This is a genomic window from Tardiphaga sp. vice154 (assembly GCF_007018645.1).
Lineage (GTDB): Bacteria > Pseudomonadota > Alphaproteobacteria > Rhizobiales > Xanthobacteraceae > Tardiphaga.
The window spans coordinates 2,736,182-2,759,281 of record NZ_CP041399.1; the positions used below are offsets into that span (position 1 = coordinate 2,736,182).

Annotated in this window: 23 protein-coding genes and 1 pseudogene; 15 read left to right on the top strand and 9 right to left on the bottom strand. The window is 64.5% G+C overall.

What is annotated here, in order from left to right:
- Positions 1 to 2: 2 nt before the first annotated feature.
- Positions 3 to 1,022, bottom strand: coding sequence for an anthranilate phosphoribosyltransferase (gene trpD / locus FIU28_RS12780; protein WP_143573428.1), 1,020 nt, complete (start codon positions 1,020 to 1,022; stop codon positions 3 to 5).
- 140 nt (positions 1,023 to 1,162) lie between these two features.
- Entirely contained in the window at positions 1,163 to 3,076 is a 1,914-nt protein-coding gene (locus FIU28_RS12785) for a peptidylprolyl isomerase (protein WP_143573430.1), read from the bottom strand.
- A gap of 240 nt (positions 3,077 to 3,316) precedes the next feature.
- Here FIU28_RS12785 and tpiA point away from each other — a divergent pair, with 240 nt between their 5' ends.
- From tpiA to FIU28_RS12800, 3 genes are all read left to right on the top strand, one after another.
- Positions 3,317 to 4,072: a triose-phosphate isomerase gene (tpiA, locus tag FIU28_RS12790; RefSeq protein ID WP_143573432.1), complete on the top strand. Its 756-nt coding sequence runs from the start codon at positions 3,317 to 3,319 to the stop codon at positions 4,070 to 4,072.
- 179 nt (positions 4,073 to 4,251) lie between these two features.
- Complete coding sequence (gene secG, locus FIU28_RS12795) at positions 4,252 to 4,632, top strand: preprotein translocase subunit SecG (RefSeq protein ID WP_143573434.1); 381 nt, start codon at positions 4,252 to 4,254, stop codon at positions 4,630 to 4,632.
- Positions 4,633 to 4,798: 166 nt separating this feature from the next.
- On the top strand, positions 4,799 to 6,430 hold the full coding sequence (locus FIU28_RS12800) for a CTP synthase (RefSeq protein WP_143573436.1): 1,632 nt from the start codon (positions 4,799 to 4,801) through the stop codon (positions 6,428 to 6,430).
- Between the two features lie 10 nt (positions 6,431 to 6,440).
- Here FIU28_RS12800 and FIU28_RS12805 read toward each other — a convergent pair whose 3' ends face one another.
- Together FIU28_RS12805 and FIU28_RS12810 are read right to left on the bottom strand one after the other, a co-directional pair.
- Positions 6,441 to 6,728 carry a BrnA antitoxin family protein gene (locus FIU28_RS12805; protein ID WP_143573438.1) on the bottom strand — a complete coding sequence of 96 codons (288 nt, stop codon included), beginning with the start codon at positions 6,726 to 6,728 and terminating at the stop codon, positions 6,441 to 6,443.
- Positions 6,718 to 6,972 carry a BrnT family toxin gene (locus tag FIU28_RS12810; RefSeq protein ID WP_143573440.1) on the bottom strand — a complete coding sequence of 85 codons (255 nt, stop codon included), beginning with the start codon at positions 6,970 to 6,972 and terminating at the stop codon, positions 6,718 to 6,720. Before FIU28_RS12810 ends, FIU28_RS12805 begins: the two co-directional genes overlap by 11 nt.
- 121 nt (positions 6,973 to 7,093) lie before the next feature.
- Here FIU28_RS12810 and FIU28_RS12815 point away from each other — a divergent pair, with 121 nt between their 5' ends.
- The 3 genes from FIU28_RS12815 to FIU28_RS12825 all read left to right on the top strand — a co-directional run bounded on the left by FIU28_RS12815 (position 7,094) and on the right by FIU28_RS12825 (position 9,571).
- Positions 7,094 to 7,420 carry an NIPSNAP family protein gene (locus tag FIU28_RS12815; protein WP_143573441.1) on the top strand — a complete coding sequence of 109 codons (327 nt, stop codon included), beginning with the start codon at positions 7,094 to 7,096 and terminating at the stop codon, positions 7,418 to 7,420.
- 74 nt (positions 7,421 to 7,494) lie between these two features.
- A complete protein-coding gene (kdsA, locus tag FIU28_RS12820) occupies positions 7,495 to 8,346 on the top strand; it encodes a 3-deoxy-8-phosphooctulonate synthase (protein WP_143573443.1) in 852 nt (283 codons plus the stop codon).
- A gap of 34 nt (positions 8,347 to 8,380) precedes the next feature.
- Positions 8,381 to 9,571 (top strand): MFS transporter, encoded by a 1,191-nt coding sequence (locus FIU28_RS12825; protein WP_143573445.1) that lies wholly within the window; start codon positions 8,381 to 8,383, stop codon positions 9,569 to 9,571.
- Between the two features lie 59 nt (positions 9,572 to 9,630).
- Here FIU28_RS12825 and FIU28_RS12830 read toward each other — a convergent pair whose 3' ends face one another.
- Both FIU28_RS12830 and FIU28_RS12835 read right to left on the bottom strand, forming a co-directional pair.
- Positions 9,631 to 10,044, bottom strand: a complete 414-nt coding sequence (locus FIU28_RS12830) for a hypothetical protein (RefSeq protein WP_143573447.1) — start codon at positions 10,042 to 10,044, stop codon at positions 9,631 to 9,633.
- Positions 10,041 to 10,298 (bottom strand): hypothetical protein, encoded by a 258-nt coding sequence (locus FIU28_RS12835; protein WP_143573448.1) that lies wholly within the window; start codon positions 10,296 to 10,298, stop codon positions 10,041 to 10,043. Before FIU28_RS12835 ends, FIU28_RS12830 begins: the two co-directional genes overlap by 4 nt.
- 14 nt (positions 10,299 to 10,312) lie before the next feature.
- Between FIU28_RS12835 and FIU28_RS12840 the strand changes: the two genes are divergently transcribed.
- The 3 genes and pseudogenes from FIU28_RS12840 (at position 10,313) to FIU28_RS27350 (ending at position 11,588) form a co-directional block, all read left to right on the top strand.
- Positions 10,313 to 10,723: a hypothetical protein gene (locus FIU28_RS12840; protein WP_143573450.1), complete on the top strand. Its 411-nt coding sequence runs from the start codon at positions 10,313 to 10,315 to the stop codon at positions 10,721 to 10,723.
- Positions 10,724 to 10,738: 15 nt separating this feature from the next.
- Positions 10,739 to 11,104, top strand: a pseudogene (locus tag FIU28_RS27345) (caspase family protein); the annotation flags it as partial.
- On the top strand, positions 11,073 to 11,588 hold the full coding sequence (locus tag FIU28_RS27350; protein WP_365947788.1) for a caspase family protein: 516 nt from the start codon (positions 11,073 to 11,075) through the stop codon (positions 11,586 to 11,588). The pseudogene FIU28_RS27345 and the gene FIU28_RS27350, both read left to right, overlap by 32 nt.
- A 284-nt stretch (positions 11,589 to 11,872) precedes the next feature.
- Here the strand turns inward: FIU28_RS27350 and pstB are convergent, their stop codons facing one another.
- Both pstB and queF read right to left on the bottom strand, forming a co-directional pair.
- Positions 11,873 to 12,760 carry a phosphate ABC transporter ATP-binding protein PstB gene (gene pstB, locus FIU28_RS12850; RefSeq protein WP_143573452.1) on the bottom strand — a complete coding sequence of 296 codons (888 nt, stop codon included), beginning with the start codon at positions 12,758 to 12,760 and terminating at the stop codon, positions 11,873 to 11,875.
- Between the two features lie 117 nt (positions 12,761 to 12,877).
- Positions 12,878 to 13,375: a preQ(1) synthase gene (gene queF, locus FIU28_RS12855; protein ID WP_143573454.1), complete on the bottom strand. Its 498-nt coding sequence runs from the start codon at positions 13,373 to 13,375 to the stop codon at positions 12,878 to 12,880.
- A 125-nt stretch (positions 13,376 to 13,500) separates the two neighbouring features.
- Between queF and eno the strand changes: the two genes are divergently transcribed.
- Together eno and FIU28_RS12865 are read left to right on the top strand one after the other, a co-directional pair.
- Positions 13,501 to 14,784: a phosphopyruvate hydratase gene (gene eno, locus FIU28_RS12860; protein ID WP_143573456.1), complete on the top strand. Its 1,284-nt coding sequence runs from the start codon at positions 13,501 to 13,503 to the stop codon at positions 14,782 to 14,784.
- A gap of 202 nt (positions 14,785 to 14,986) precedes the next feature.
- Complete coding sequence (locus FIU28_RS12865) at positions 14,987 to 17,818, top strand: glycoside hydrolase family 113 (protein WP_143573458.1); 2,832 nt, start codon at positions 14,987 to 14,989, stop codon at positions 17,816 to 17,818.
- Between the two features lie 77 nt (positions 17,819 to 17,895).
- On the opposite strand, the gene FIU28_RS12870 is transcribed toward FIU28_RS12865, so the two are convergent.
- Positions 17,896 to 18,507: a thioesterase domain-containing protein gene (locus tag FIU28_RS12870; RefSeq protein ID WP_246660957.1), complete on the bottom strand. Its 612-nt coding sequence runs from the start codon at positions 18,505 to 18,507 to the stop codon at positions 17,896 to 17,898.
- Between the two features lie 301 nt (positions 18,508 to 18,808).
- Here FIU28_RS12870 and FIU28_RS12875 point away from each other — a divergent pair, with 301 nt between their 5' ends.
- The 4 genes from FIU28_RS12875 to FIU28_RS12890 are packed head-to-tail and all read left to right on the top strand — an operon-like array spanning position 18,809 to position 23,097.
- A complete protein-coding gene (locus tag FIU28_RS12875) occupies positions 18,809 to 20,062 on the top strand; it encodes an alpha/beta fold hydrolase (RefSeq protein WP_143573461.1) in 1,254 nt (417 codons plus the stop codon).
- Positions 20,063 to 20,080: 18 nt separating this feature from the next.
- Positions 20,081 to 20,668 carry a protein-S-isoprenylcysteine O-methyltransferase gene (locus tag FIU28_RS12880; RefSeq protein ID WP_143573463.1) on the top strand — a complete coding sequence of 196 codons (588 nt, stop codon included), beginning with the start codon at positions 20,081 to 20,083 and terminating at the stop codon, positions 20,666 to 20,668.
- A 33-nt stretch (positions 20,669 to 20,701) separates the two neighbouring features.
- Entirely contained in the window at positions 20,702 to 21,844 is a 1,143-nt protein-coding gene (locus tag FIU28_RS12885; RefSeq protein WP_143573465.1) for a zinc-binding dehydrogenase, read from the top strand.
- A complete protein-coding gene (locus tag FIU28_RS12890) occupies positions 21,841 to 23,097 on the top strand; it encodes an MFS transporter (RefSeq protein WP_143573467.1) in 1,257 nt (418 codons plus the stop codon). The genes FIU28_RS12885 and FIU28_RS12890 overlap by 4 nt, the downstream gene beginning before the upstream one ends.
- Positions 23,098 to 23,100: the final 3 nt, after the last annotated feature.

The window sequence follows — 23,100 nt, forward strand, 5'->3', positions numbered from 1 at the left end:
GCTCAGTCCTTCGCGTTCGAAACCGTGACCAGCCGCTTCAGCTTTTCCAGGGCGGCGCCGCTGTCCAGCGACGTCTGCCCCATCGCTATGCCTTGCTTCAGGTCGGCTGCCTTGCCGGCGACGATCAAGGCCGCGGCAGCGTTGAACAGAGCGACGTCGCGGAACGCGCCGGGCTTGCCGTCGAGCACGGCCTTGAGCGAGATCGCATTCGCCTCGGCGTCGCCGCCGCGCAGCGCGTCGGGGCCGGCGCGGGGCAGGCCGGCGTCTTCCGGCGTAATCTCGAACGAGCGGATCTCGCCGTTCTTCAACTCCGCCACGAAGGTCGGGCCGCTCAGCGTGATTTCATCGAGGCCATCGGAGCCATGAACCACCCAGGCGTGCTTGGAGCCCAGATTCTTCAGCACCTGCGCCAGCGGCAGCACCCATTGCCGCGAGAACACGCCGACCATCTGCCGGGTCACGCCGGCAGGATTGGAGAGCGGGCCGAGCAGGTTGAAGATGGTGCGGGTCGCCAGTTCGACGCGGGTCGGGCCGACGTTCTTCATCGCCGGATGATGCGACGGCGCGAACATGAAGCCGATGCCGGTCTCGGTGATGCAGCGGCCGACGTGGTCAGGCGTGATGTCGATCTTGATGCCGAGCGCGGCCAGCACGTCGGCGGCACCGGAGCGCGACGACAGCGCCCGGTTGCCGTGCTTGGCGACCGGCACGCCGCAGCCGGCGACGATGAAGGAGGCGCACGTCGAGACGTTAACGGAGCCGGAGCCGTCGCCGCCGGTGCCCACCACGTCAACGGCGCCCGCAGGAGCATCTACGCGCAGCATCTTGCCGCGCATCGCCGCGACCGCGCCGGTGATCTCGTCGACGGTCTCGCCGCGCACCCGCAGCGCCATCAGCAGTCCGCCCATCTGCGACGGCGTCGCTTCGCCCGACATCATGCTGTCGAAGGCCGCCGACGACTCTTCGCGAGACAACGTGGCGCCGGTGGCGACCTTGGCAATGAGTGCCCTGAGATTGTCCATCAGATGCTTTCAGTATCTCGTCATGGCGAGGAGCCCTTGCGACGAAGCAATCCAGTCCTCGTGTGGCCTTCTGGATTGCTTCGTCGGAGCAACATTGGCAAGGCCAATGTTGCTGCTCGCTCGCAATGACGGCGTTGGGCCTAGTTGGTGTCGGCGGCCGCCGCGCCGGTGGCGACGGCAACGGCTTCCTCGTTGATCCTGGTGCCGATCTGGGTTTCGAGCCGGGTGACGTATTGCGCGACCTGTTCGTCGGTCTGGCCGCGCTGCAGCGTCTCCTTCAGCGTCTTCACCTCCGCGGAGGCCATGTCGACGGCGGGGGCGCTGACATCGGTCACGCGGAACACGATCCATTCGCTGGAGCTCGTGCCCTGCGCCTGTCCGGCATCATTCTTCGCGCTGCGGAATACCGACTGGATCACGCCGGGCGACAGTTCGGGCAGGTTTGCGTCGCGCTTGAACGGCGCGGAGGTCACAACCTTCAGGCCGGTCGCGGCGGCCTCATCGGCCAGCTTGGCGCCGGCGGCGAGTTTCTTCTGCATCTCGTCGGCCTTGGTGCGCAACCGGCTGGTGATCTGGTCGTCGCGCCAGCGCGCGGTGACCTGGTCCTTGACCTCGTCGAGCGGGCGCTCGCGGGCGGGCGTCACGCCGAGCACGTCGAACCAGGCATAGCCGCCGCCGAGCTGGATCGTCTCGTTGTCGACGCCGACATCGCTGGCGAACGCCTTGGTGATGATGTCGGAGCCGGCCGGCACGCCCGCGACGGGCTGGCCGTCCGGCGCGCGGCCGGAGCGGTCGACGGCGTCGATGGTGACGGCGGTCAGGCCGAGCTTCTTGGCCGCATCGACCACATTGGCGCCGCCGCCGCGCTCGTCTTCCATCTTGTTGTGCATTGCCGACACTGCGGCACGCGCGCGCTCCAGCGCGAGGTCGCGCTTCAGCGTCGCGGCGACGCTGTCATAGCTCGGCTGGCTGCCGGCCTGAATTTTGCCGACCTTGACCAGCGTCACGCCGAACTGCCCGGCAATCGGCTGGCTGATACCATCGGGCGCCAGCGAGAAGGCGGCATCGGCGACGTTGGGATCGATGATGCCCGCCTTGGTGATCATGCCGAGGTCGATGTCGGACGCGCTGAGCTTGCGCTCTTTCGCGAGGTCGTCGAACGAGAAAATGTCGCTGAGCCTGGCGCGGCCGGCGGCGGCTTCTTCCGCAGTCGGGAACACGATCTGCGAGATCTGGCGCTGCTCCGGCGTGGAGAGCTTGTCCTTGCGCAGCTCGAACACTTTCTTCGCATCGTCGTCGGAGACGACCGACCACTTCGCCATTTCGTCCGGCGTCAGCACGACGAACGCCACCTTGCGGTATTCGGGCGCGCGAAACTGCGTCTTGTGGTCCTCGAAATAGGCCGCCAGTGCCTCCGGGGTGGGAGCCTCGACGGTGCCGACCTGGGCGGTGTCGAGCTTGACGTAGTCGATGGTGCGGGCCTCGTTCTGGAAGCGGCTCATCGCTTCGATCTGGGTCTTCGACGGCTCCAGGCCATTGGTGATGGTGCCGGCGATCTGGCGGCGCAGCGACACCTTGCGCTGCTCGCTGATGTAGCGCTGTTCGGTATAGCCGAGCGAGCGGATCAACTGCTGGAAGCGTGGCGCGTCGAAGGAGCCGGTCGATCCCTTGAAGTTCGGATCGTCGACGATCTGGCGCCTCACTTCGGCGTCGGACACGCCGAGGCCGCGGCGACGGGCGTCTTCGTCGAGGGCGGCTTCGGCGACGGCCTGCTGCAGCACCTGGCGGTCGATGCCGAAGGCGCGCGCCTGGTCGGACGTCAACGGACGACCGAACTGGCGGCCGATCTGCTGCAGCCGGTCGGTATAAAGCTGGCGAAACTGCTCGGTCGTGATCTCGGTGTTGCCGATCCTGGCCAGCGTGGACTTGCCGTAGCCTTTGAAGATGTCCTGAATGCCCCAGATCGCAAAGCTGCCGATCAGCACCACCATCACGGCAGTCATGATGGTCTTGCCGAGCCAGTTTTTCGAGGCGTTGCGCATTCCGCGAAGCATGGGATCATCTTATTTGTCAGGAGGGAAACCGGCGGGCGCCAGACGCAGAATCCGCAAAAGGGCGTCGCCGGATGGGAGGCGCACCATAAAGTGGCCGAAGCTGCGTCGCAACCGCCAGGGAACGGCGCGGATTGAAGCGGTCCGGGCGGTCGGCCCCGCCGCCGCCTGGCCACCCCAACTTGAGCTATCCCGCACGCTCTGTTAGCCCAGAGGTCACCTCCTTTCTCGCGGGATTTCCTCATGACTGACGCCATTCGGCCGCTGATCGCCGGCAACTGGAAAATGAACGGCCTGACCGATCAGGTCAGCGAGCTCGGCCTGATGATCTCGGAGCAGGGCGAATTGACGCACAGACTCGATCTGATGATCTGCCCGCCGGCGACGCTGACGATGACCATGGCGGTGATGGTCGAGGGAACCGGCATCCAGATCGGCGCGCAGGACTGCCATGCCAAGGCGTCCGGCGCCCATACCGGCGACCTCTCCGCGGAAATGTTCGCCGACCTCGGCGCCACCGCGATCATCGTCGGTCATTCCGAGCGCCGCGCCGATCACGGCGAGACCGATGCCATCGTGCAGCAGAAGGCGCAGGCGGCCTGGCGCGCCGGACTGGTGGCGATCGTCTGCATCGGGGAGACCCGCGCGCAACGCGACGCCGGCGAAGCGCTCGACGTATGCGGCGCGCAGCTCGCCGGTTCGCTGCCGGATGGCGCCACCGCCGCCAATACCGTCGTGGCCTATGAGCCGGTCTGGGCGATCGGCACCGGGCTGACGCCGACGGCGAAGGATGTCGAGGAGGTCCACGCCTTCATCCGCGGTCGCCTAGAAGCGCGCTTTGCGGCGGAGGGCGCCCGGATGCGGCTCCTGTATGGCGGCTCGGTCAAGCCGTCCAACGCGGCCGAGTTGATGGCCGTGGCGAACGTCAACGGCGCGCTGGTCGGCGGCGCCAGCCTGAAGGCGGCCGATTTCCTGGGCATCGCGGCGGGATGTCCTTGATCCCAGGCAAACCGGACGTTCGGCCGCGGGGCGGGCGATCTCCCAGGCTGCGGCCAGGCGCCGGCTTTCCGGGGGTGACAATCCCCCGTGCAATCGTGTAGACAGCCCTCGACTTCAACTCCCGCAAGTTCTGCCGCAGCCGGCTCCTCGGCGCAGCGCGCTTGTGACGGAAGGATCCGATGCAAAGCGTCATTATCGTCATTCACCTCATGATCGTCGCGACCTTGATTGCCGCGGTACTGTTGCAGAAATCCGAGGGCGGTGGCCTGGGCGTCGGTGGCGGCGGCGGTGGCGGCTTCATGTCGAGCCGCGGTACCGCCAATCTGCTGACCCGAACCACCGGCTTCCTGGCGGTAGGGTTCTTCGTCACCAGCCTGTTTCTGTCGTGGCTGGCCGGCTACGAGCGCAAGCCGACCTCGATCATCAACGGCACCACGGCGCCGGTGTCGCAGCCCGGTGGCGCCCTGGTGCCGCCGACCTCGGGCGGGCTGCTTGATTCGCTGAAGAAGGCCGACGAGCCGCAGGCGCCGGCCGGCCCGCAGGCGCCGCGTTCGCAATAAGCAGGTCCGCCATGCAGGACGGCGACTTCCGCCCTGCGCTTACAGCCCCCATTAAGGGGCTGTACTCATTTGTATTTTTACGTCACCCACAACCTTTTTCCCGATCTGGTGAAAGGTTGCGATTGGCTTTTGCGAATCGGCGACAGAGCCTTAAAGGTTAAGCCCCATGGCGCGGTACATTTTCATCACCGGCGGCGTGGTCTCCTCGCTCGGCAAAGGTCTGGCTTCAGCGGCGCTCGGCGCCCTGCTGCAGGCGCGTGGCTACAAGGTCCGTCTTCGCAAGCTCGACCCCTATCTCAACCTCGATCCCGGTACGATGTCGCCGTACCAGCACGGCGAAGTGTTCGTCACCGACGACGGCGCCGAGACCGATCTCGACCTCGGCCACTACGAGCGTTTCACCGGGCGCCCTGCGACCAAGCAGGACAACATTACCACCGGCCGGATCTATCAGGACATCCTGACCAAGGAACGCCGCGGCGACTATCTCGGCGCCACCATCCAGGTGATTCCGCACGTCACCAACGCCATCAAGGATTTCGTCCTCGCCAATAACGAAGACTACGACTTCGTGCTGGTCGAGATCGGCGGCACCGTCGGCGACATCGAGGGCCTGCCGTTCTTCGAGGCGATCCGCCAGATCAAGAACGATTTGCCGCGCGGCCAGTGCATCTATGTGCATCTCACGCTGCTGCCATTCATCCCGAGCGCCGGCGAGCTGAAGACCAAGCCGACCCAGCATTCGGTCAAGGAATTGCGCTCGATCGGCATCCAGCCCGACATCCTGCTGTGCCGCTGCGACCGCGAGATCCCCAAGGAAGAGCGCCGCAAGCTCGGCCTGTTCTGCAACGTCCGCGAAAGTGCCGTGATCGAGGCGCGCGACGTCGACAACATTTACGCCGTGCCCGAGGCCTATCACGATGCCGGGCTGGACGACGAAGTTCTGGCCTCGTTCGGTCTGACGCCGAAGGCGCCGCTGGCGCTGCAGAGCTGGCATGACATCAACGAGCGCGTGCGCAATCCCGAAGGCACGGTGACCATCGCCATCGTCGGCAAGTACACCGGCATGAAGGACGCCTACAAGTCGCTGACCGAGGCGCTGTCGCATGGCGGTATCGCCAACAAGGTGAAGGTCAATCTCGACTGGATCGAGAGCGAGGTGTTCGAGAACGAGGATCCCGCGCCGTTCCTCGAACACGTCAACGGCATCATGGTGCCCGGCGGCTTCGGCCAGCGTGGCGCCGAGGGCAAGATCCGCGCGGCACGCTTTGCGCGCGAGCGCAACGTGCCGTATTTTGGTATTTGTTTCGGCATGCAGATGGCGGTCATCGAGGCCGCGCGAAACCTCGCCGGCATTGCGGACGCCAACTCCACCGAATTCGGCGAGACGTCGGAGCCGGTGGTCGGGTTGATGACCGAATGGTTGCGCGGCAACGAGCTGGAGAAGCGCCACAACGCCGGCGACCTCGGCGGCACCATGCGGCTCGGCGCCTATCCCGCGGCGCTGCGCGCCGGCAGCAAGGTCTCGGAAGTTTACGGCAACGCGCTGGAAATCTCGGAGCGGCACCGCCACCGCTACGAGGTCAACACCGCCTACAAGGACCGGCTAGAAAAGCACGGCTTGAAATTCTCGGGCATGTCGCCGGACGGCGTACTGCCGGAGATCGTCGAATATGAAAACCATCCCTGGTTCATCGGTGTGCAGTATCACCCCGAGCTGAAATCCCGCCCGTTCGAGCCGCACCCGCTGTTCGCGTCCTTTATCAAGGCGGCGGCGGCGCAAAGCCGGCTGGTGTAGGACAGGGCGTTCAGCCAGCCTTCAGCTTGGCGACCTTTCGCAAGGCGTCGTCGATCCGCGATTGCCAGCCAGGCCCCTTGGCCTTGAAGTGCGCGACCACGTCCGGGCTGAGCCGGATCGAGACGGCGACCTTGGTCGGCGCCTTTTGAGGTCCGCGCCGCACGATGCCTGCAAGTATTTCCGGGGTCAGGTCGGTCACCTTGATTGGGGGATCAAAGTGGGTGGCGTTGGCAAAGTCCTCCTTGGTCCACTCCGGATTGTCGTCGTCGAATACCGGCTCCTTCATTTTACGGGGCATGACGTCTCATCTCCTTTGCGTGCGCGCGGCGTAGGCTGATGGGCCGATAGCCGCCGTCGCGGATCGTGAAAACCAGGCAATGCGCGTCGCCGTCGATATGTCCGTAAGCTCTAAATCGTGGTTCGCCGTAGTCGAATCGATCATCGGCAACGATGGCGCGAATTTCGAGATCGACCCAGCGTGCCAGCGACACATGGTGCTTCGAAAGATTGATCGCTTCCTTTTTCGGATCGAAGTCAACCATTTATCGTATATACGATCTGCCCCTTGTCCGGTCAAGCGACGCAGAGCGCCCATGAGCCGATCGCGGCAAGACAGCCGGTAACTCGCCCGCTATAACGCTTGCACAAAACCGGAGGAAACCGATGATCTACGAAATGCGCGTGTACCGTTGTCTGCCCGGCCGGCTGCCGGCACTGCTCCAACGCTTCACCGACACCACGCTCAAACTGTGGGACAAGCACGGCATCAAGCAGGCCGGCTTCTTCACCACGCTGATCGGCGAATCCAACCAGGAACTGACCTACATCCTGGCATGGGACTCGATGGCCGATCGCGAAACCAAGTGGAATGCGTTCCAGGCCGATCCGGACTGGATTTCGGCGCGCGCCAAGACCGAGGAAAGCGGCCAGATCGTCGGCAACATCGTCAGCCAGTTGCTGGCGCCGACCGCTTTCTCTGCGCTGAAGTAACAGAGCCCATGACGGGTGGGTGAGCGCTTGCGCCGCCCATCCGGCCCGCATCGCGATCGACAAAGGAATAGTCTGTGAACGCCAACCCTTCCGCCGCCGCGATCGTGTCAGCCGGCGCCGTGCAGTTCGGCAACGCGCTGCCATTGTCGATCATCGCCGGCCCCTGCCAGCTGGAAAGCCGGGCGCATGCGCTCGAGGTGGCAAGCGTGTTGAAGGACATCGCGACGCGGCTGGGCATCGGCATCGTCTACAAGACATCGTTCGACAAGGCCAACCGCACCAGCGCGTCCAGCGCCCGCGGCCTCGGGCTCGAACAGGCGCTGCCGATCTTTGCGGAGATCCGCGAGACCTTCGCGATGCCCGTGCTAACCGATGTGCACGAGATCGCGCAATGCGCCCGCGCGGCGGAGGCGGTCGATGTGCTGCAGATCCCGGCCTTCCTGTGCCGGCAGACCGACCTGCTGCTGGCGGCTGCGGCCACGGGAAAAGTGGTCAACGTCAAGAAAGGCCAGTTCCTGGCGCCGTGGGACATGACCAATGTGGTGTCCAAGATCGTCAGCGGCGGCAATGATCGCGTGCTCGTCACCGAGCGCGGCGCCTCGTTCGGCTACAACACGCTGGTGTCCGACATGCGCGCATTGCCGATCCTGGCGCGCACCACCGGCGCACCGGTGATCTTCGACGCCACCCATTCGGTGCAGCAGCCCGGCGGCAAGGGGGCCAGCTCCGGCGGCGAGCGCGAATTCGTGCCGGTGCTGGCGCGCGCGGCCGTAGCCGTCGGCGTGGCAGGTGTGTTCATCGAGACCCATCCCGATCCCGACCATGCGCCGTCTGACGGACCCAACATGGTGCCGCTGCGCGAATTCGAGGCGCTGCTCAGCAACCTTATGGCGTTTGACAAGCTCGCCAAGGCCGGCCCGGTGTGATGCTGCGCACTCTTGCGGCGATTCCGGCGCGCTGATGCCGCCGGTCCTCAACATTATCGCGCTGGCGTCATTCGCCGCGGCGCTGTCGATGCGGGCGCTCGATCCGGTGCTACCGCATGTCGCCGACGAACTGTCCGTGACCATCGCGATCGCGGCCGGCCTGTCGTCGGCGCTGGCCTTCACCTTTGCCATCACCCAGCCGGTGCTCGGCGCCGCCGCCGACATGTTCGGCAAGGCTCGGCTGATGGTGTTCTGTCTGGTGCTGCTCGGTCTTGCCAATGTGCTGGGTGCGCTGACCACGTCCTATCCGCTGCTGCTCGCCACCCGCGTGCTCGCGGGTATCGGCGCCGGCGGGGTGTTTCCGGTGACGCTCAGCCTGACCGCCGACCTCGTCGGCCCCTTGAAGCGGCAGGTCGCGATCAGCCGCGTGCTGGCGGGCTCGATGGCCGGCAATCTGCTCGGCGCCACCGCCTCCGGCGTGATCGGCGACATGTTCGGCTGGCGCGGCGTTCTGGCGATCCTGGGCGGATTGGCGATTTTGTCCTCGGTAGCCGTGTCGATCGGTTTCAAGAACGCAAAATTGGCGAAGCCGCCGGGCAGGGTGGATCTCAAGGTGCTGCGCAGCGGCTACCGCACTATCTTCCGAAACCCGAATACCCTGATCTGCTACAGCGCAGTCTTCATCGAAGGCAGCTGCATCTTCGGCCTGTTTCCCTATATCGCCTCGTTCCTGTTCGAGCGGGGCGTCACCAGCCTGTCGATCGCCGGCCTGGTGCTGGCGTGCTTTGCCTTCGGCGGGCTGTTCTATACCGGCAGCGTGTCGCGGATGCTGCCGCGGCTCGGCGTCAACGGCATGATGGTTTCCGGCGGGCTGCTGATGGGCGCGCAACTCGCCGTGATGGCCTTTGGCCCGCCGTGGCAGGTCCAGGCGCTGAGCCTGTTGGCCATGGGCTGGGGCTTCTACATGCTGCACGGCTCGCTGCAGATATTCTCCAGCGAATTGTCACAGGAAGCCCGCGCCAGCGCGATGTCGCTGCATGCGTTCTGCTTCTTCATGGGCCAGAGCGTGGGGCCGATCGCCTATGGCTTCAGCATCGCACATCTCGGCAAACTGCCGACGCTGCTGACCATCGCCGTCATCATCGGCGCGCTCGGCTTTTTCTGCGCGAAAAGGCTGAAGCCGATCAGGCCGGCGGATGCACCGGCGCCGAACGATCTCACCTGAGCCGAAGCCCGGCCTGATAGGCATGCCGGGCTCCGGCGTCTTCAGCGGCCGTTCGGTCGTTACGGCCGCGCCGCCGCGGCACCGGCGGCGACGCCTGCGAGGAATATGACCACAGGAACGGGGATCACTTTGGCTCCCGGCTCGGGCAGTTCCAGCAGCTCGTTGGGGCCGCCCTTGGAGCCTTTCATACTCTCTACGACACCGCGGGCGTTGCGCTCCAATTCGTCGATCGACAGATTACATTCGACGGAATCCACCAGGCGCTTTTGCTCCTCGGGCGGGGCCTTGCGCAGCGCCTGACCGGCAAGCTGGATGCCGGCTCCGGTCGCGACGCCGATGGCGACTAAGACCAGCGGCGCCACCTTCGGTGCGGGACCATCGCCCTTGATGGTCAGCGCAAGCCGCGGCTGGTGCAGCCAGGAAACAGGAATAACTTTCAACGCGGCGGCGACGTCGGTGATCTCTTCGGTCATGGGAGACTCCTCTGGTCAGGCCGGTCCGGCTGGCCGGCTGTGTTATCGCGCAGCATGCGCGCGATCGTGTTTTCCAGCGCGCTGCCGTGTCGCTGCAGATCGACGATCTGCGCTTCGACGCGGGACAGCATCTCGCGCCTGGCCGCGATGTCGCGTTCTGGCGCGGCTCCCGCCTGGCAGTGCGAACAAGCCGGAAGGTGGCTGGCAAAGAATTCACCGCAGGCGTCGCACAGCGACAGGTCGGGCGGGCTCACGGCTGGTGCGTACGATGGCTGCCAATAGCAAGGCCGGACACAAGCTCTGTCCGAGCGCGCGCTGCGCGCCGGGCAGCCTGCTGCTGGGTGTGGTGCAATCGACCGGTACTGTCGATTTCCTGGCGGCGCCGCTGGCCGTGACGGAGCGGTTTTCCGAGCTTGCCCATCAGGGGCGCATGCCGGAAGCGAGGTTTCGCTTTTCGGCACCGTGCCTTCGCAGCGCCTGCACGAAATGGCAGGGCGGCTGCGGGGTGGCGGAGCGCGCCAGCGCGCTTGCCCTGCAGCACGACCTGCAAGCCGATCCGGGCAATATCCCCGACTGCGCCATTCGCACGCGTTGCCAGTGGCACGCCGAACATGGTGCCGAAATTTGCGTGGCCTGCCGCTGGGTGATCACCGAACGAGCTACAACAGCAGACGGCTAGACAGGAGAGAGCGCCATGGCGCGTGGTATTTCGCTGCATCTTGGATTGAACGCCATCGACCCCACGCATTATGCCGGATGGGACGGCGCGCTGAACGCCTGCGAGGCGGACGCCGAATCGATGAAGGAAATCGCAGAGGCCTGCGGCTACCAGGCCCGGATCGCACTTACGACAGAAGCCAAGCGCGACACCGTGATATCGTTCTTGAGCAAGGACGCGCAGCAATTGCAGAGCGGCGATATCTTCCTGCTGACCTATTCAGGCCACGGCGGCCGTCTGCCCGATATCAACGGCGACGAGCCCGACGGGCAGGACGAAACCTGGTGCCTGTATGACGGCCAACTCATCGATGACGAGATCTACCAGCTCTATCGGGGGTTGTCCGCAGGTGTACGCGGTTTCGTACTTTCGGATAGTTGCCATAGCGGGACCATGCTCAAGAGCATGTTCTATATGGCGGCGCTGGCATCGGGATGGGTGGGCGATCCTACCGCGCCCAGCGCTTCACCGCCCAAATACAAGTTCATGCCGCCGCCCATCGCAAGCCGCACCTATAAGAACAATCGCGTTTTACGACGATCTGCAGCGGACGGGCGCTGCCTCCTCCAGCGAAGCCAGCGATATACTCGCGACCGTTCGCCTGATCTCGGGCTGTCAGGACAACCAGTATTCGCTCGACGGCACCTTCAACAGCGCGTTCACCGAAAAGCTCCTGCGGGTCTGGAACCGCGGCAAATTCGACGGCGACTACGGCGCCTTCCATCGGGCGGTCCAGAAGGAGCTGCCGCCGAGCCAATCCCCCAACCATACGGTCATCGGCAAGGAAATGCTGGAATTCGATCGTCAGCGGCCCTTTAAGATCTAGGCTGATGGTTGCCGGCGTCGGATCTCGTTCGGGCAGGCGCACGGCGGTGGTTAGTTGTTCTCCGGCACAGCAAGGCCGGTGCCCGAGCGATGTCACTGCATGAGATTTGCTGCTCCATGGGGCAGAGGATAGTCCTGATCGTCCGTGTCATTGACAATCTTTGCTTTGGCAAGCTGCGCGGCCGCTGCTGACTGCATCGACGATCATCGATGCGCTGGGCTTCTGCCTGCGCGGTCTTGCTCAGGCCGAGCATGCCGGCGGATGCAGAAGCCAGATCGACAAGGTCAGCCAAATCGCCCGGTGACAAAGCGCTGCGTGCGCGGATCTTTCGGGGTCAGGAAGATTTCGCTGACCGATCCGAATTCGCTGAGTTCGCCGAGATACATGAAGCCCGCATAGTCGGACACGCGCGCGGCCTGCTGCAAATTATGAGTGACGATCACGATCGTATGATCGCGCTTGAGTTCGTCGATGGTCTGCTCGATCTTGGCCGACGAGATCGGATCGATCGCCGAACACGGTTCGTCGAGCAACAGCACCTCGGGCTGCAGGGCGATGGCGCGGGCGATGCTGAGGCGCTGCTGTTGTCCTCCGGAAAGATCGAGGCCGCTTTTGCGCAACTGGTCCTTGACCTCATCCCACAGCGCGACGCGGCGCAGCGCCTGTTCGACTTCCAGGTCCATGTCCGCTTTGGAAATATTCCGGTTGAGGCCGATCCCGAATCCAATGTTGTCGTAGATTGACATTGGAAACGGTGTTGGTCTCTGGAACACCATGCCGACCCGCGTTCTCAGCACGGCGGCATCCTCATCGGGTGCCAGAATGTTCTTGCCATCGAGCAGCACCTCGCCCTCGACGCGCTGTCCGGGATAAAGGCTGTACATGCGGTTGAAGACGCGCAGCAGGGTCGACTTGCCGCAGCCCGAGGGGCCGATCAAAGCCGTGACGCGGTTGGTATAGATCGGCAGCGAGACGTCCCTTAGGGCGCGGATGCCATCCTGATAGTAGAAATTGAGATTGCGGACGGTGATCTTTTCCCGAACCGGCTCATGATCGACCTTTGATCTGATGATCTGAGCCAGATGGTCGCGCGCAGCGGCCGCTTTGCGTGCGGCTTCGGCACGCCAGATCGCCTCCACCGTGTTCGGCTTGGTCGTCAGGACTTCCGTCATTGATCAGCCATCCACCGTTGCACTGGTGGGTAGACTAGACCAGCGCCGACGGGATTGATTGATCAGGGTCAAAACCCCTGGAATACAGCCAGGTGATTGGCTGGGCGGTGCGCTACGTCACCCCCGGCCGCGATACGGTGCGACGCCCTGGTCGGGGATCCACATGCCCTTGGGCAGTTTGCCGGTCTGCCAGAACACGTCGATCGGGATGCCGCCGCGCGGGTACCAGTAGCCGCCGATTCGCAGCCATTTCGGCTTGACCTCGGCGGCGATCCGCTTGCCGATCGAGACCGTGCAGTCCTCGTGGAAGGCGCCATGGTTGCGGAACGAGGCGACGTAGAGTTTCAGCGATTTCGACTCCAGCAGCCAGTCGCCCGGCACGTAGTCGATCATCAGATGGGCGAAGTCCGGCTGGCCGGTGACCGGGCACAGCGAGGTGAATTCCGGCGCCGTGAAGCGGACCACGTAATTGGTGTCGGCCTGCGGATTCGGTACCCGGTCGAGCCTGGCCTGCTCGGGGGTGGTCGGCCAGGTCACCTCATGGCCGAGTTGCAGGCCGGACGGGTCGAGCTTGGCGGGCTTGGATTCGGGCGTCTTTTTGGGGGCTTTGGACATCAGGGTCTCCGTTGTCGTGGTTCTAGCCAATTGGCAGGCCGCCGTCACCCTGCGCGGCCTTTTCCCACCCGGTCGCTTGCTGTAGAAGCGGCGCACCATCCACCCCGCATGCCAAAGAGGCTCCCATGACCGCCATCGTCGACATCATCGGCCGCGAAATTCTCGATAGCCGCGGCAATCCCACGGTCGAAGTGGATGTCATTCTGGAAGACGGGTCGTTGGGCCGTGCCGCGGTGCCCTCCGGCGCCTCCACCGGCGCCCACGAGGCGGTGGAACTGCGCGACGGCGACAAGGCGCGTTACGCCGGCAAGGGCGTGCAGAAGGCGGTCGAGGCCGTCAATGGCGAGATTTTCGACGCGATCGGCGGCATGGACGCCGAGCAGCAGATCCAGATCGACGAGATCATGATCGGCCTCGACGGCACCGAGAACAAGTCGCGGCTGGGCGCCAACGCGATCCTCGGCGTCTCGCTGGCGGTCGCCCGGGCGGCGGCGGAATCGTTCGACATGCCGCTGTATCGCTACGTCGGCGGCACCTCGGCGCGCACGCTGCCGGTGCCGATGATGAACATCATCAATGGCGGCATGCATGCCGACAATCCGATCGACTTCCAGGAATTCATGATCATGCCGGTGGGCGCGGCCACCTTCTCGGAAGGCCTGCGCTGCGGCGCCGAGATCTTCCACACGCTGAAGAGCGAGCTGAAGAAGGCCGGCCACAACACCAATGTTGGCGACGAGGGCGGCTTCGCGCCCAATCTGAAGTCGGCCGACGAGGCGCTGGACTTCGTGATGGCCGCCATCAACAAGGCCGGCTACAGCGCGGGCAAGGATGTCATGCTGGCGCTGGATTGCGCCGCCACCGAATTCTTCAAGGATGGCGCCTATGTCTATGGCGGCGAAAACAAGACCCGCAGCGGTTCGGAGCAGGCGAAGTACCTCGCCGATCTGGCGTCGCGCTATCCGATCGTCTCGATCGAGGACGGCATGTCCGAGGACGACATGGACGGCTGGAAGGAACTGACCGACCTGATCGGCAGCAAGTGCCAACTGGTCGGCGACGATCTGTTTGTCACCAACGTCACGCGACTGGCCGACGGCATCAAGAACGGTCGCGCCAATTCTATCCTGATCAAGGTCAACCAGATCGGCACGCTGACCGAAACCCTGTCGGCCATCGAGATGGCCTACAAGGCCGGCTACACCGCCGTGATGTCGCATCGCTCCGGCGAGACCGAGGACTCCACGATCGCCGACCTCGCGGTCGCCAGCAATTGCGGGCAGATCAAGACCGGCTCGCTGTCGCGCTCGGATCGCGTCGCCAAGTACAACCAGTTGCTGCGCATCGAGCAGGAACTGGGCACGCAGGCGAAATATGCCGGCCGCGCCGCGCTGAAGGCGCTCGCGTAACGTGCGTCCTGTGAACGTGTAATCGCCACGCGTTTATCCGGCGACGATCGTCGTTTCGTCATCGAGACGTCACTCTAACGCCTGCAGTTCCGCCACCGGAACTGCAGGCGTTTTCCTGCGCACTTGTTTTGAACGAACCTTGGTCTCTTAACAAACACGTCACGGCCTGACCCTATCCGTCACACCGGGATGGAGGGCATCGATGGCGGGGATTTTTCGGGTTCAAGGTTTTGGTGCGCTATCGGAATGGAACGGCCAGTTCGGCAGCGCGTCCGCCGCGCAGGCATTCCAGAACGTGGCAGCGCTGGGATCCAACTCGGTCGCGCTGACGGTCCGGATCTGGACCGACAGCAAGACCGGCAGCACGGTCATCGCCCATCCCGACAAGACCGAAAGCGATGCCAGCCTTCTCGCCGGATTCCAGGCCGCGCATGCGGCGGGACTCGACGTCGTGCTCAAGGCCGGCATCACCGGGCTCGACAGCACCATCTCGAGCAGCCTTGCGCCCGCCCACGTCGATGCGTTCTTCGCGTCGTACAAGGCGGAGATCGTGCATCTGGCTGACATCGCGGAGCAGGGCGGCGTGGCGACCTTTGCGATCGGCAACGAGATGAGCAAACTCTCGGGCGCGCGGTATCTGCCGCAATGGACCGATCTCATCTCGGCCGTTCGCTCGGTCTACCACGGTGAACTCACCTATTCGGCGGCCACCGACGAGGCCTCCAAGGTCAGTTTCTGGAGCCAGCTCGACACCATCAGCGTCAACACCTATCCGCCGCTGACCGCCAGCACGACGCCGACGGTGGCCGATCTCGTCCATGCCTGGACCGAGGTGCCGTTCAATCCGTATTACGCTGCCGCCTTCGATTACAAATCGCCGGTCGATTTCCTGCATTCGCTGTCGCTGGAATATGGCAAGCCGATCCTGATGACCGAGGTCGGCTATCGCAGCATCGACGGCACGGCGATCAATCCCGGCGGCGGTTCGTCCAAGGCGCCCGCAGATCTCGCCGAGCAGGCCGATGCCTACAACGCCTTCTTCCAGGTCTGGACAGCGCATGGCGGCGACTGGCTGCAGGGCGTCGAGTTCTGGCAATGGGACCTCAACGGCAACCATTCCCCGACCGGCTATTCCGTGCAGGGCAAGCCGGCGCAGGACGTCGTGTCGCAGTATTTCAACGGCAAGGGTGTCGTGCCCGACCTCGTCGTTGCCGGCTCGTCGATTGTCGACGTGATCGATTCCGGCCGGGGTAATGACACGATCCATGGCGGCGCAGGCGGCGATCTGATCCGCGGCGGCGACGGCAACGACACCATCGTCGGCGGGCCCGATGTCACCGAGAAACTGACGACGACGACGGTGACCATCACCGCCTACGGTTCGGTGGTCGCAGGGATCGGCGCGCAGGCGCGAATTCTGGTCAACGGCGTCGCGGTCTCCGGCGTGATGGAATTCACGCCGGCCACCGATCCCCAGGGTTACCAGACCTATGCGGTGACCTTCGACAACCCCGATCAGGTCGGCAGCGTTGCCATCGAGTTGATCAACTCGGCCTCCGGGCGCGCTTTGCACGTCAAGGACTTTGCCATCAACGGGGTGGCGCTGTCGCCGTCCCAGGCAACCAACGCCAGTTCGCCCGGCTCGTTCGATCTCTATGTCCGCACCATCAGTTTCGACACCAGCGGGCATCAGGACTGGTTCGTCGGCGCGGCCTCCGACAATGACGTCATCACCGGCGGTGGCGGCAACGATGTGATCGACGGCGGCGGCGGCATCGATACGGCCGTGTTCTCCGGCAATGCCAGCTATTACGACGTCAGCTTCGAAGGCGCCACGATCGTGGTGACCGACAGGATTGCCGGTCGCGACGGCAGCGACCGCATCAGCAATGTCGAAGTGCTGAAATTTGCCAATGCCACGGTCGGCTCCGACAGCATCATTCCGCCATTGACCACGGCGCTGGCTGGTGATCGTTTCCATTTCGACGCGGTCGATAGCGCCGGCCATGTGACCGGTCAGACGGTCCGCCATGCCGACGGCACGCGCGACGTCTATGACAGTGCGATCGTCGGCAAGGACTACGCGTCGCTGCACGCCACTATCGACACCACGGGGCATTCCAGCCTGGTCGAGGGCTTTCGCGCCGACGGGTCGAGTGTCATGAGACAGACCGTGGATGCGGCCGGGGTCGTCCATCTCGATCGGTATGACAGCTCGGACCATCTGATCCAGCAGACCGTGACGCAGAAGAATGGGTCCTGGGTGCAGTCGGCGTTTACCGCGGACGGCGAAATCAGCAGCGAGATCCAGCGTCATGTCGATGGCACGCGCGACATCACCAATTACGATGTAGTCGGCAAGGCCTATACAACGGAGCATGTCGTTCGCGATGCCGCCGGCATCAGCGTGCTGACCGAAGGATTTCGCGACGATGGTTCGCTGGCGTTGCGGCAGACGATGATCGACGGCGTCCGGACGCTCGCGCAGTACGACAGCAGCGGACACCTCGACCAGCAGACCGTGACGCAGAAGGACGGATCGTTCCTGCAGTCGAACTATCTGGCCGACGGCACGCTCGCCACTGAGACGGCGCGGCACGCCGACGGCACCCGGCATGTGGATATTTTCGGTGTCACCGGGCAGGCCTATGCGGCACGACACGACGATTTCAGCGCGACCGGGCAGCGGCTGGCCACGACCTTCGACAACCACGACGGCAGCCACACCATGACCGCCTACACCTCCGGCGTGACGCTGACGTCAACGCCGGCCAACGATGTGATGAACAGCGCCGGCGGCGACACTTTCGTCTTCAGGCAGCCATCCGGGCACGATGTCATCAACAATTTCCGGACCGGCGAGGGCGCCGCCCATGACGTCATCCAGATCGATTCATCGGTGGCCGTCGATCTCGCCCATCTCTCGGTGCAGGTGGTCGGGCAAGACACGCTGATCGACCTCGGCCACGACGCGTCGATCACGTTGACCGGGGTGGTCGCGCCGCTGACGTCCCACGACGTGCTGATCGTTTGAGCTGGACAGCGTCTGCGTGATACGCGCAAAAAAAGCCGCGACGATTTCTCGCCGCGGCTCGCTCGTTTCGCAATGTTCTACTGCGCGGGTGCGGCCGAGATCTGCTGGGCCGGCTTCTTCTTCACCGGCCCGCGGCGAGCACCACCGCCGCCTGTCACGGCCAGCACGCGGGCGATCGTCTGGCGCTGTAGACCGTCGTCCTTGTCGATGGAGAAGTGGTTGGTGGTGGCGTTTTCGTTGACGTTGGCGAGCTGGCCCTTGAATTTCTTGTCGGCGGCGACCGCTGCGCCCCAGCCGGCCGGTACATAATAGTTCACGACCTGCTTGACGTTCGGCGGCACCGGGTCTGGGCTGACCGGATCGAAATTGACGATCAGCGCCACCGGCACGCCAGCGTCTTGCAGCCTTCGTGCGATCGAGATCGTGGCGTCGGCGCCGGCCGAGTGTCCCATCAGGATGATCGGTTCGCGATTACCGGCCCGATACTTCGCGGCCATGTCATCGGCCAACCCGCGCCACGACGTGTGGTTAGAGACGGTGGCCGCGACGCCGACGGCCTCGAGCTTGTAGGCGAGCTGGTCCATGCCCAGCGAGAACACGTTGAGGATGCCGCGCAGCAGGTAGACGTGGCCGGGGCGCTTGCCGCCAGCGGCGGCGGCGTCCGTGCAGATGGAGAGCGATGCAACCATGGTGAGAAGAATCACCAAAAAACCGTAAATGGAACTTTGGAAAGGGCGTCGGGTACCGCTTGCTGACATCGCTTTAATCTCACAGGGGAAATGGCGAGGACATATTCAGACAACCGGCTTTGTCGTCAATGATCCGGCACCGCGATGCCCGCTTTGTTATGCCCGGAACGATGCAAAACATGATGCATGTGGCCCGTGAGCGACATCGCGGTTCCACGGTTTGCGGGTTTGTGGAGGCCAGCGAATTTGCTATGCAAGGCGAATCCGTCCGACGCTGGCTGCAACAGGGATTTCACGCACAATGATCGCTCGGCGACATGTCTTCCACATCGGCGGCTACGACCCGATTGTGCCCGACACGCAGCTGGCGCGGTTGCGGCGCTCGCTGTCGAGCTTCGCGAAGACCTGGAACGTGTCCGCGCAGGCCTCTGGGCCGATTGTGTCGAACGAGGTGAGTGCTTCCTGGTCGGCGCACAGCTCCGGCCCGAACTGGTCGACCGATACCCGCTACGAGATGCTGCGCTGGGACGACCTGATCCTCGCCGACCATTCGCGCCACCCGGTCTCGCGGCTGGCCGCGTCGATGATGACGCTGATCGACTGGATCGTCACCGGCACGCTGTTCCGCTTTATCAAATCGAGCTGGAAGTATGCCGGCTTCTTTCTGTTTCCCTATCTGTGGGTAACCGGCTTTGCGCTGGTCGGCGCCGGTCTCGGTTTCGGCGTGACCCGGCTGGCAGGGCTGCACGGGGCAGGGGCGTGGGTCGCCGGCGCGTTGATCGCGCTTGCGGTGTTCGCCGTATTGCTGCGCTGGCTCGGCTGGAAGAAGCCGATCAACCATGTATTCGACGACTGGATTTTTTCGCGGCAGTACGTCTACGGCCAGCGCCCCAAGATGGAGGCCCGCGTCGATGAATTTGCCAAAGCGCTGGTCGCGCGCGCCCGCGCCAACGATGCCGACGAGATCGTCATCGTCGGCCACTGCCTCGGCGCCGCGCTGGTAATGGAGACGGTGTCCCGCGCGCTGCAAATCGATCCGGATCTGGCGCGGCATGGCCCGACCATCAACGTGCTCACCGTAGGCGCGACGATCCCGAAGTTTGCGCTGCATCCGGCGGGCAGCCGCGTCCGCGCCGCGACGCAGGCGGTGGCCAAAGCGACCGAGATCCGCTGGGCGGAATACCACGCCCGCGACGACGCGATCAGTTTCTACCGCTTCGATCCCGTCACCTTGAAGCGCGTCGGCCATGAGCGCGGCGATGGCCGGCCGAACATCCGTCGCGTGCAGATGCACAACATGATGGATCCGGCCTCGTTCAAGCGGCACCGCTTCAACTTCATGCGCATGCATTACCAGATGGTGATGGGCAACGACCAGCGCTCGAAATACGACTACTGCATGGTGATATCAGGCCCGCTGCCGTTCGATGAAATCACCGCGCCCGACGGCGGCGTCGGCCGCTTCGCGCGGGATGGCGCGTTGCTGGTGCCGGACGTGCCGCTGGCGCCTGTGATACAACCGCTGACGCCCGGGGCAGCCGTCCATGCCGGGTGATGGCCGGAACGGAAAGATATGACTGCTTCACAGCTCGGAATTTGCGTGTGGACCCTTGGCGTGATCGCCTGGTTCGTGATCCGCTTTCCGTACGCCCGCAAGGCAAGGCGTACGGCGACGGTGCGCAGCCACGGCTGGAGTCGCGAGCGCATCCTGCTGGCGGTGGCGACCTTCGGCTTGGTCGTGGTGCCCGTCATCTGGCTTTCCACCGGCTGGCCGTCCGCGCTCAACTATGATCTCAGCTACGCCGCGGTGACCGTCGGGGCGGCGGTGTTTCTGTTGTCGCTCTGGCTATTCCGGCGTTCGCACGAGGATCTTGGACGGCAGTGGTCGGCCAGCCTCGAAATCCGCGAGGGCCACCAGATCGTGCGCAACGGCGTCTACAGCCGGATCCGGCACCCGATGTACACCTCGTTCTGGCTGTGGGCGCTGGCGCAGGCGCTGCTGCTGCCGAACACGATGGCGGCCATGAGCGGACTGGTGGCGATCGGCATTCTGTTCTTCACCCGGATCGACTTCGAGGAGCGGATGCTGATCGAGGCTTTCGGCGAGGATTATCGTACCTATATGCGCGAGACCAAGCGCATTATCCCCGGCATTTACTAACGCCGGCAAACAAGAAATTCAGAGGAAAAAACCATGAGCGTCGACGTCACCACCGGACTGCAACTGCGCTCCCTCATCACCTCGGCCGGCGAACTCGAGCTGTCGCTCAAGCCGGTCACGATCCCGGAGCCGGCCGCCGATGAAGTCGTCGTCCGCGTCGAGGCCTCGCCGATCAACCCCTCCGATCTCGGTCTGCTTATCGGCGCCGCCGATCCCGCCACCGCCAAGGCCACCGGGACCGGCGATGCCGTGGTGGTGAAGGCCACCGTGCCGCAGGTGGCGATGAAGGCGATGGGCGGGCGGCTCGATGAATCGATGGCTGTCGGCAACGAGGGCGCCGGTACCGTCATCAAGGCCGGCTCGTCGCCGGAGGCGCAGGCTTTGCTCGGCAAGACGGTCGCAATGATCGGCGGCGAGATGTACGCGCAGTATCGCACCATGAAGGTCGCCGCCTGCTTGCCGCTGCCGGACGGCACCACCGCCGCCGAGGGCGCATCCTGCTTCGTCAACCCGCTGACCTCGCTCGGCATGGTCGAGACCATGAAGCGCGAAGGGCACAAGGCGCTGGTGCATACCGCAGCGGCCTCCAACCTCGGCCAGATGCTCAACAAGATCTGCCTCAAGGACGGTATCGACCTCGTCAACATCGTGCGCAGCGAGGAGCAGGAAAAACTGCTGCGCGACCTCGGCGCCAAATACGTCTGCAATTCTCAGTCGGCGAGCTTCATGGACGATCTGGTCGCAGCATTGATCGCCACCGGCGCGACGATCGCGTTCGACGCTACCGGCGGCGGCAGACTGCAGGGCCAGATCCTGACCGCGATGGAAGTCATGGCCGTCAAGGCGATGAAGGAATACAGCCGCTACGGCTCGACCACCCACAAGCAGGTCTATGTCTACGGCCGGCTGGAATCCAAGCCGATCGAATTCTCGCCGACCTTCGGCATGGCCTGGGGCATGGGCGGCTGGCTGCTGTTTCCGTTCCTGCAGAAGATCGGCCAGGCCGACGCTGCAAGGTTGCGCGCCCGCGTCGTCGCCGAACTGAAGACCACCTTCGCCAGCCATTACAGCAAGGTGATCTCGCTGCAGGAAGTGCTCGATATCGACAACCTTCATGCTTATGCCAAGCGCGCCACCGGCACCAAGTATCTGATCAATCCGAACAAGGCGGGATGACCTCCGCCGTTCCACCAACCTCGGCCCCCATCGCTGCGATCGTGCCGGATGGCGCCAGCCTGCTACTGCGCCATCCGCCGTTCGCGTTCTACGTGGCGTCGCGCAGTTTTTCGCGGTTCTCCTCGCAGATCGCAGCGGTCGCTGTCGGCTGGCAGATCTACGACCTGACCGGCAGCGCGTTCCAGCTCGGCATGGTTGGCCTCGTCCAGTTCCTGCCGATGCTGCTGCTGGTGTTTGCCGGCGGCCACGCCGCGGACCGTTACGATCGTCGCCGCGTCGTGCAGCTCTGCCAGATCGCGCAGGGGCTGGCCGCGGCCTATCTGGCCTGGGGCAGTTTTGCCGGCTGGATCACCGTGCCGGAAATCTTTGCTGCGGTGGCCGTGTTCGGCGCGGCTACAGCCTTTGAAAGCCCGGCCGGCGCGGCGCTGCTGCCGGCCGTCGCACCCGACGGCACCATGCAGAAGGCGACCGCACTGACCACCGGCATCTACCAGCTGGCGACGATCGGCGGCCCGGCGCTGGGCGGCGTTGCCTTCGCCGTGTCGCCCGGTCTGCCCTATGCTCTGATGGCCGGCTTCTGGGTACTCGGCGGCCTGCTCAACAGCGCGATCAAGCTCGAGCGCCAGGTCGTCGCCGGCGATCCGCCGAGCCTGCGCGCGATGTTCGCCGGCGTCGGCTTCGTCCGCCGCAACCCGGCGATCTTCGGCACCATCTCGCTCGACCTGTTCGCGGTGCTGCTCGGCGGCGCCGTGGCATTGCTGCCGATCTATGCCCGCGACATCCTGCAGACCGGCCCGTGGGGCCTCGGTATTCTGCGCGCAGCGCCGGCGGTCGGCGCGCTGCTGATGACGGTGGTGCTGGCGCGCACCTCGATCAAGCGCCGCGTGGGCATGCGGATGTTTCAGGCGGTGATCGTGTTCGGTCTGGCGACCTCGGTGTTCGCAGTCTCCGAATGGGTCTGGCTGTCGCTGATCGCTCTCGCCATCATGGGCGCGGCCGATACGGTCAGCGTCGTGATCCGGGTGTCGCTGGTGCAATTGCAGACGCCCGACGAGATGCGCGGCCGGGTCGGCGCGGTGAACTATCTGTTCATCAACGCCTCCAACCAGCTCGGTCAGTTCGAGAGCGGCCTCACCGCGGCTCTGTTCGGCACCATGCCGGCGGCGCTGCTGGGTGGCATCGGCACGGTCGCGGTCGCGCTGCTCTGGATGAAGCTGTTTCCGACCCTGCGCGATCTGGAGCGGCTGGAGTAGGGC

Coding starts and splice junctions, on each gene's coding strand:
- FIU28_RS12815 (WP_143573441.1), top strand. CDS start 7,094: ATGATCTACGAAATGCGCGTGTACCGTTGTCTGCCCGGCCGGCTGCCG.
- FIU28_RS12810 (WP_143573440.1), bottom strand. CDS start 6,972: ATGGTTGACTTCGATCCGAAAAAGGAAGCGATCAATCTTTCGAAGCAC.
- FIU28_RS12825 (WP_143573445.1), top strand. CDS start 8,381: ATGCCGCCGGTCCTCAACATTATCGCGCTGGCGTCATTCGCCGCGGCG.
- secG (WP_143573434.1), top strand. CDS start 4,252: ATGCAAAGCGTCATTATCGTCATTCACCTCATGATCGTCGCGACCTTG.
- FIU28_RS12890 (WP_143573467.1), top strand. CDS start 21,841: ATGACCTCCGCCGTTCCACCAACCTCGGCCCCCATCGCTGCGATCGTG.
- tpiA (WP_143573432.1), top strand. CDS start 3,317: ATGACTGACGCCATTCGGCCGCTGATCGCCGGCAACTGGAAAATGAAC.
- FIU28_RS27350 (WP_365947788.1), top strand. CDS start 11,073: ATGACGAGATCTACCAGCTCTATCGGGGGTTGTCCGCAGGTGTACGCG.
- FIU28_RS12870 (WP_246660957.1), bottom strand. CDS start 18,507: ATGGTTGCATCGCTCTCCATCTGCACGGACGCCGCCGCCGCTGGCGGC.
- FIU28_RS12875 (WP_143573461.1), top strand. CDS start 18,809: ATGATCGCTCGGCGACATGTCTTCCACATCGGCGGCTACGACCCGATT.
- pstB (WP_143573452.1), bottom strand. CDS start 12,760: ATGACGGAAGTCCTGACGACCAAGCCGAACACGGTGGAGGCGATCTGG.
- FIU28_RS12840 (WP_143573450.1), top strand. CDS start 10,313: ATGGCTGCCAATAGCAAGGCCGGACACAAGCTCTGTCCGAGCGCGCGC.
- trpD (WP_143573428.1), bottom strand. CDS start 1,022: ATGGACAATCTCAGGGCACTCATTGCCAAGGTCGCCACCGGCGCCACG.
- queF (WP_143573454.1), bottom strand. CDS start 13,375: ATGTCCAAAGCCCCCAAAAAGACGCCCGAATCCAAGCCCGCCAAGCTC.
- FIU28_RS12785 (WP_143573430.1), bottom strand. CDS start 3,076: ATGCTTCGCGGAATGCGCAACGCCTCGAAAAACTGGCTCGGCAAGACC.
- FIU28_RS12880 (WP_143573463.1), top strand. CDS start 20,081: ATGACTGCTTCACAGCTCGGAATTTGCGTGTGGACCCTTGGCGTGATC.
- FIU28_RS12805 (WP_143573438.1), bottom strand. CDS start 6,728: ATGCCCCGTAAAATGAAGGAGCCGGTATTCGACGACGACAATCCGGAG.
- eno (WP_143573456.1), top strand. CDS start 13,501: ATGACCGCCATCGTCGACATCATCGGCCGCGAAATTCTCGATAGCCGC.
- FIU28_RS12830 (WP_143573447.1), bottom strand. CDS start 10,044: ATGACCGAAGAGATCACCGACGTCGCCGCCGCGTTGAAAGTTATTCCT.
- FIU28_RS12885 (WP_143573465.1), top strand. CDS start 20,702: ATGAGCGTCGACGTCACCACCGGACTGCAACTGCGCTCCCTCATCACC.
- FIU28_RS12800 (WP_143573436.1), top strand. CDS start 4,799: ATGGCGCGGTACATTTTCATCACCGGCGGCGTGGTCTCCTCGCTCGGC.
- FIU28_RS12865 (WP_143573458.1), top strand. CDS start 14,987: ATGGCGGGGATTTTTCGGGTTCAAGGTTTTGGTGCGCTATCGGAATGG.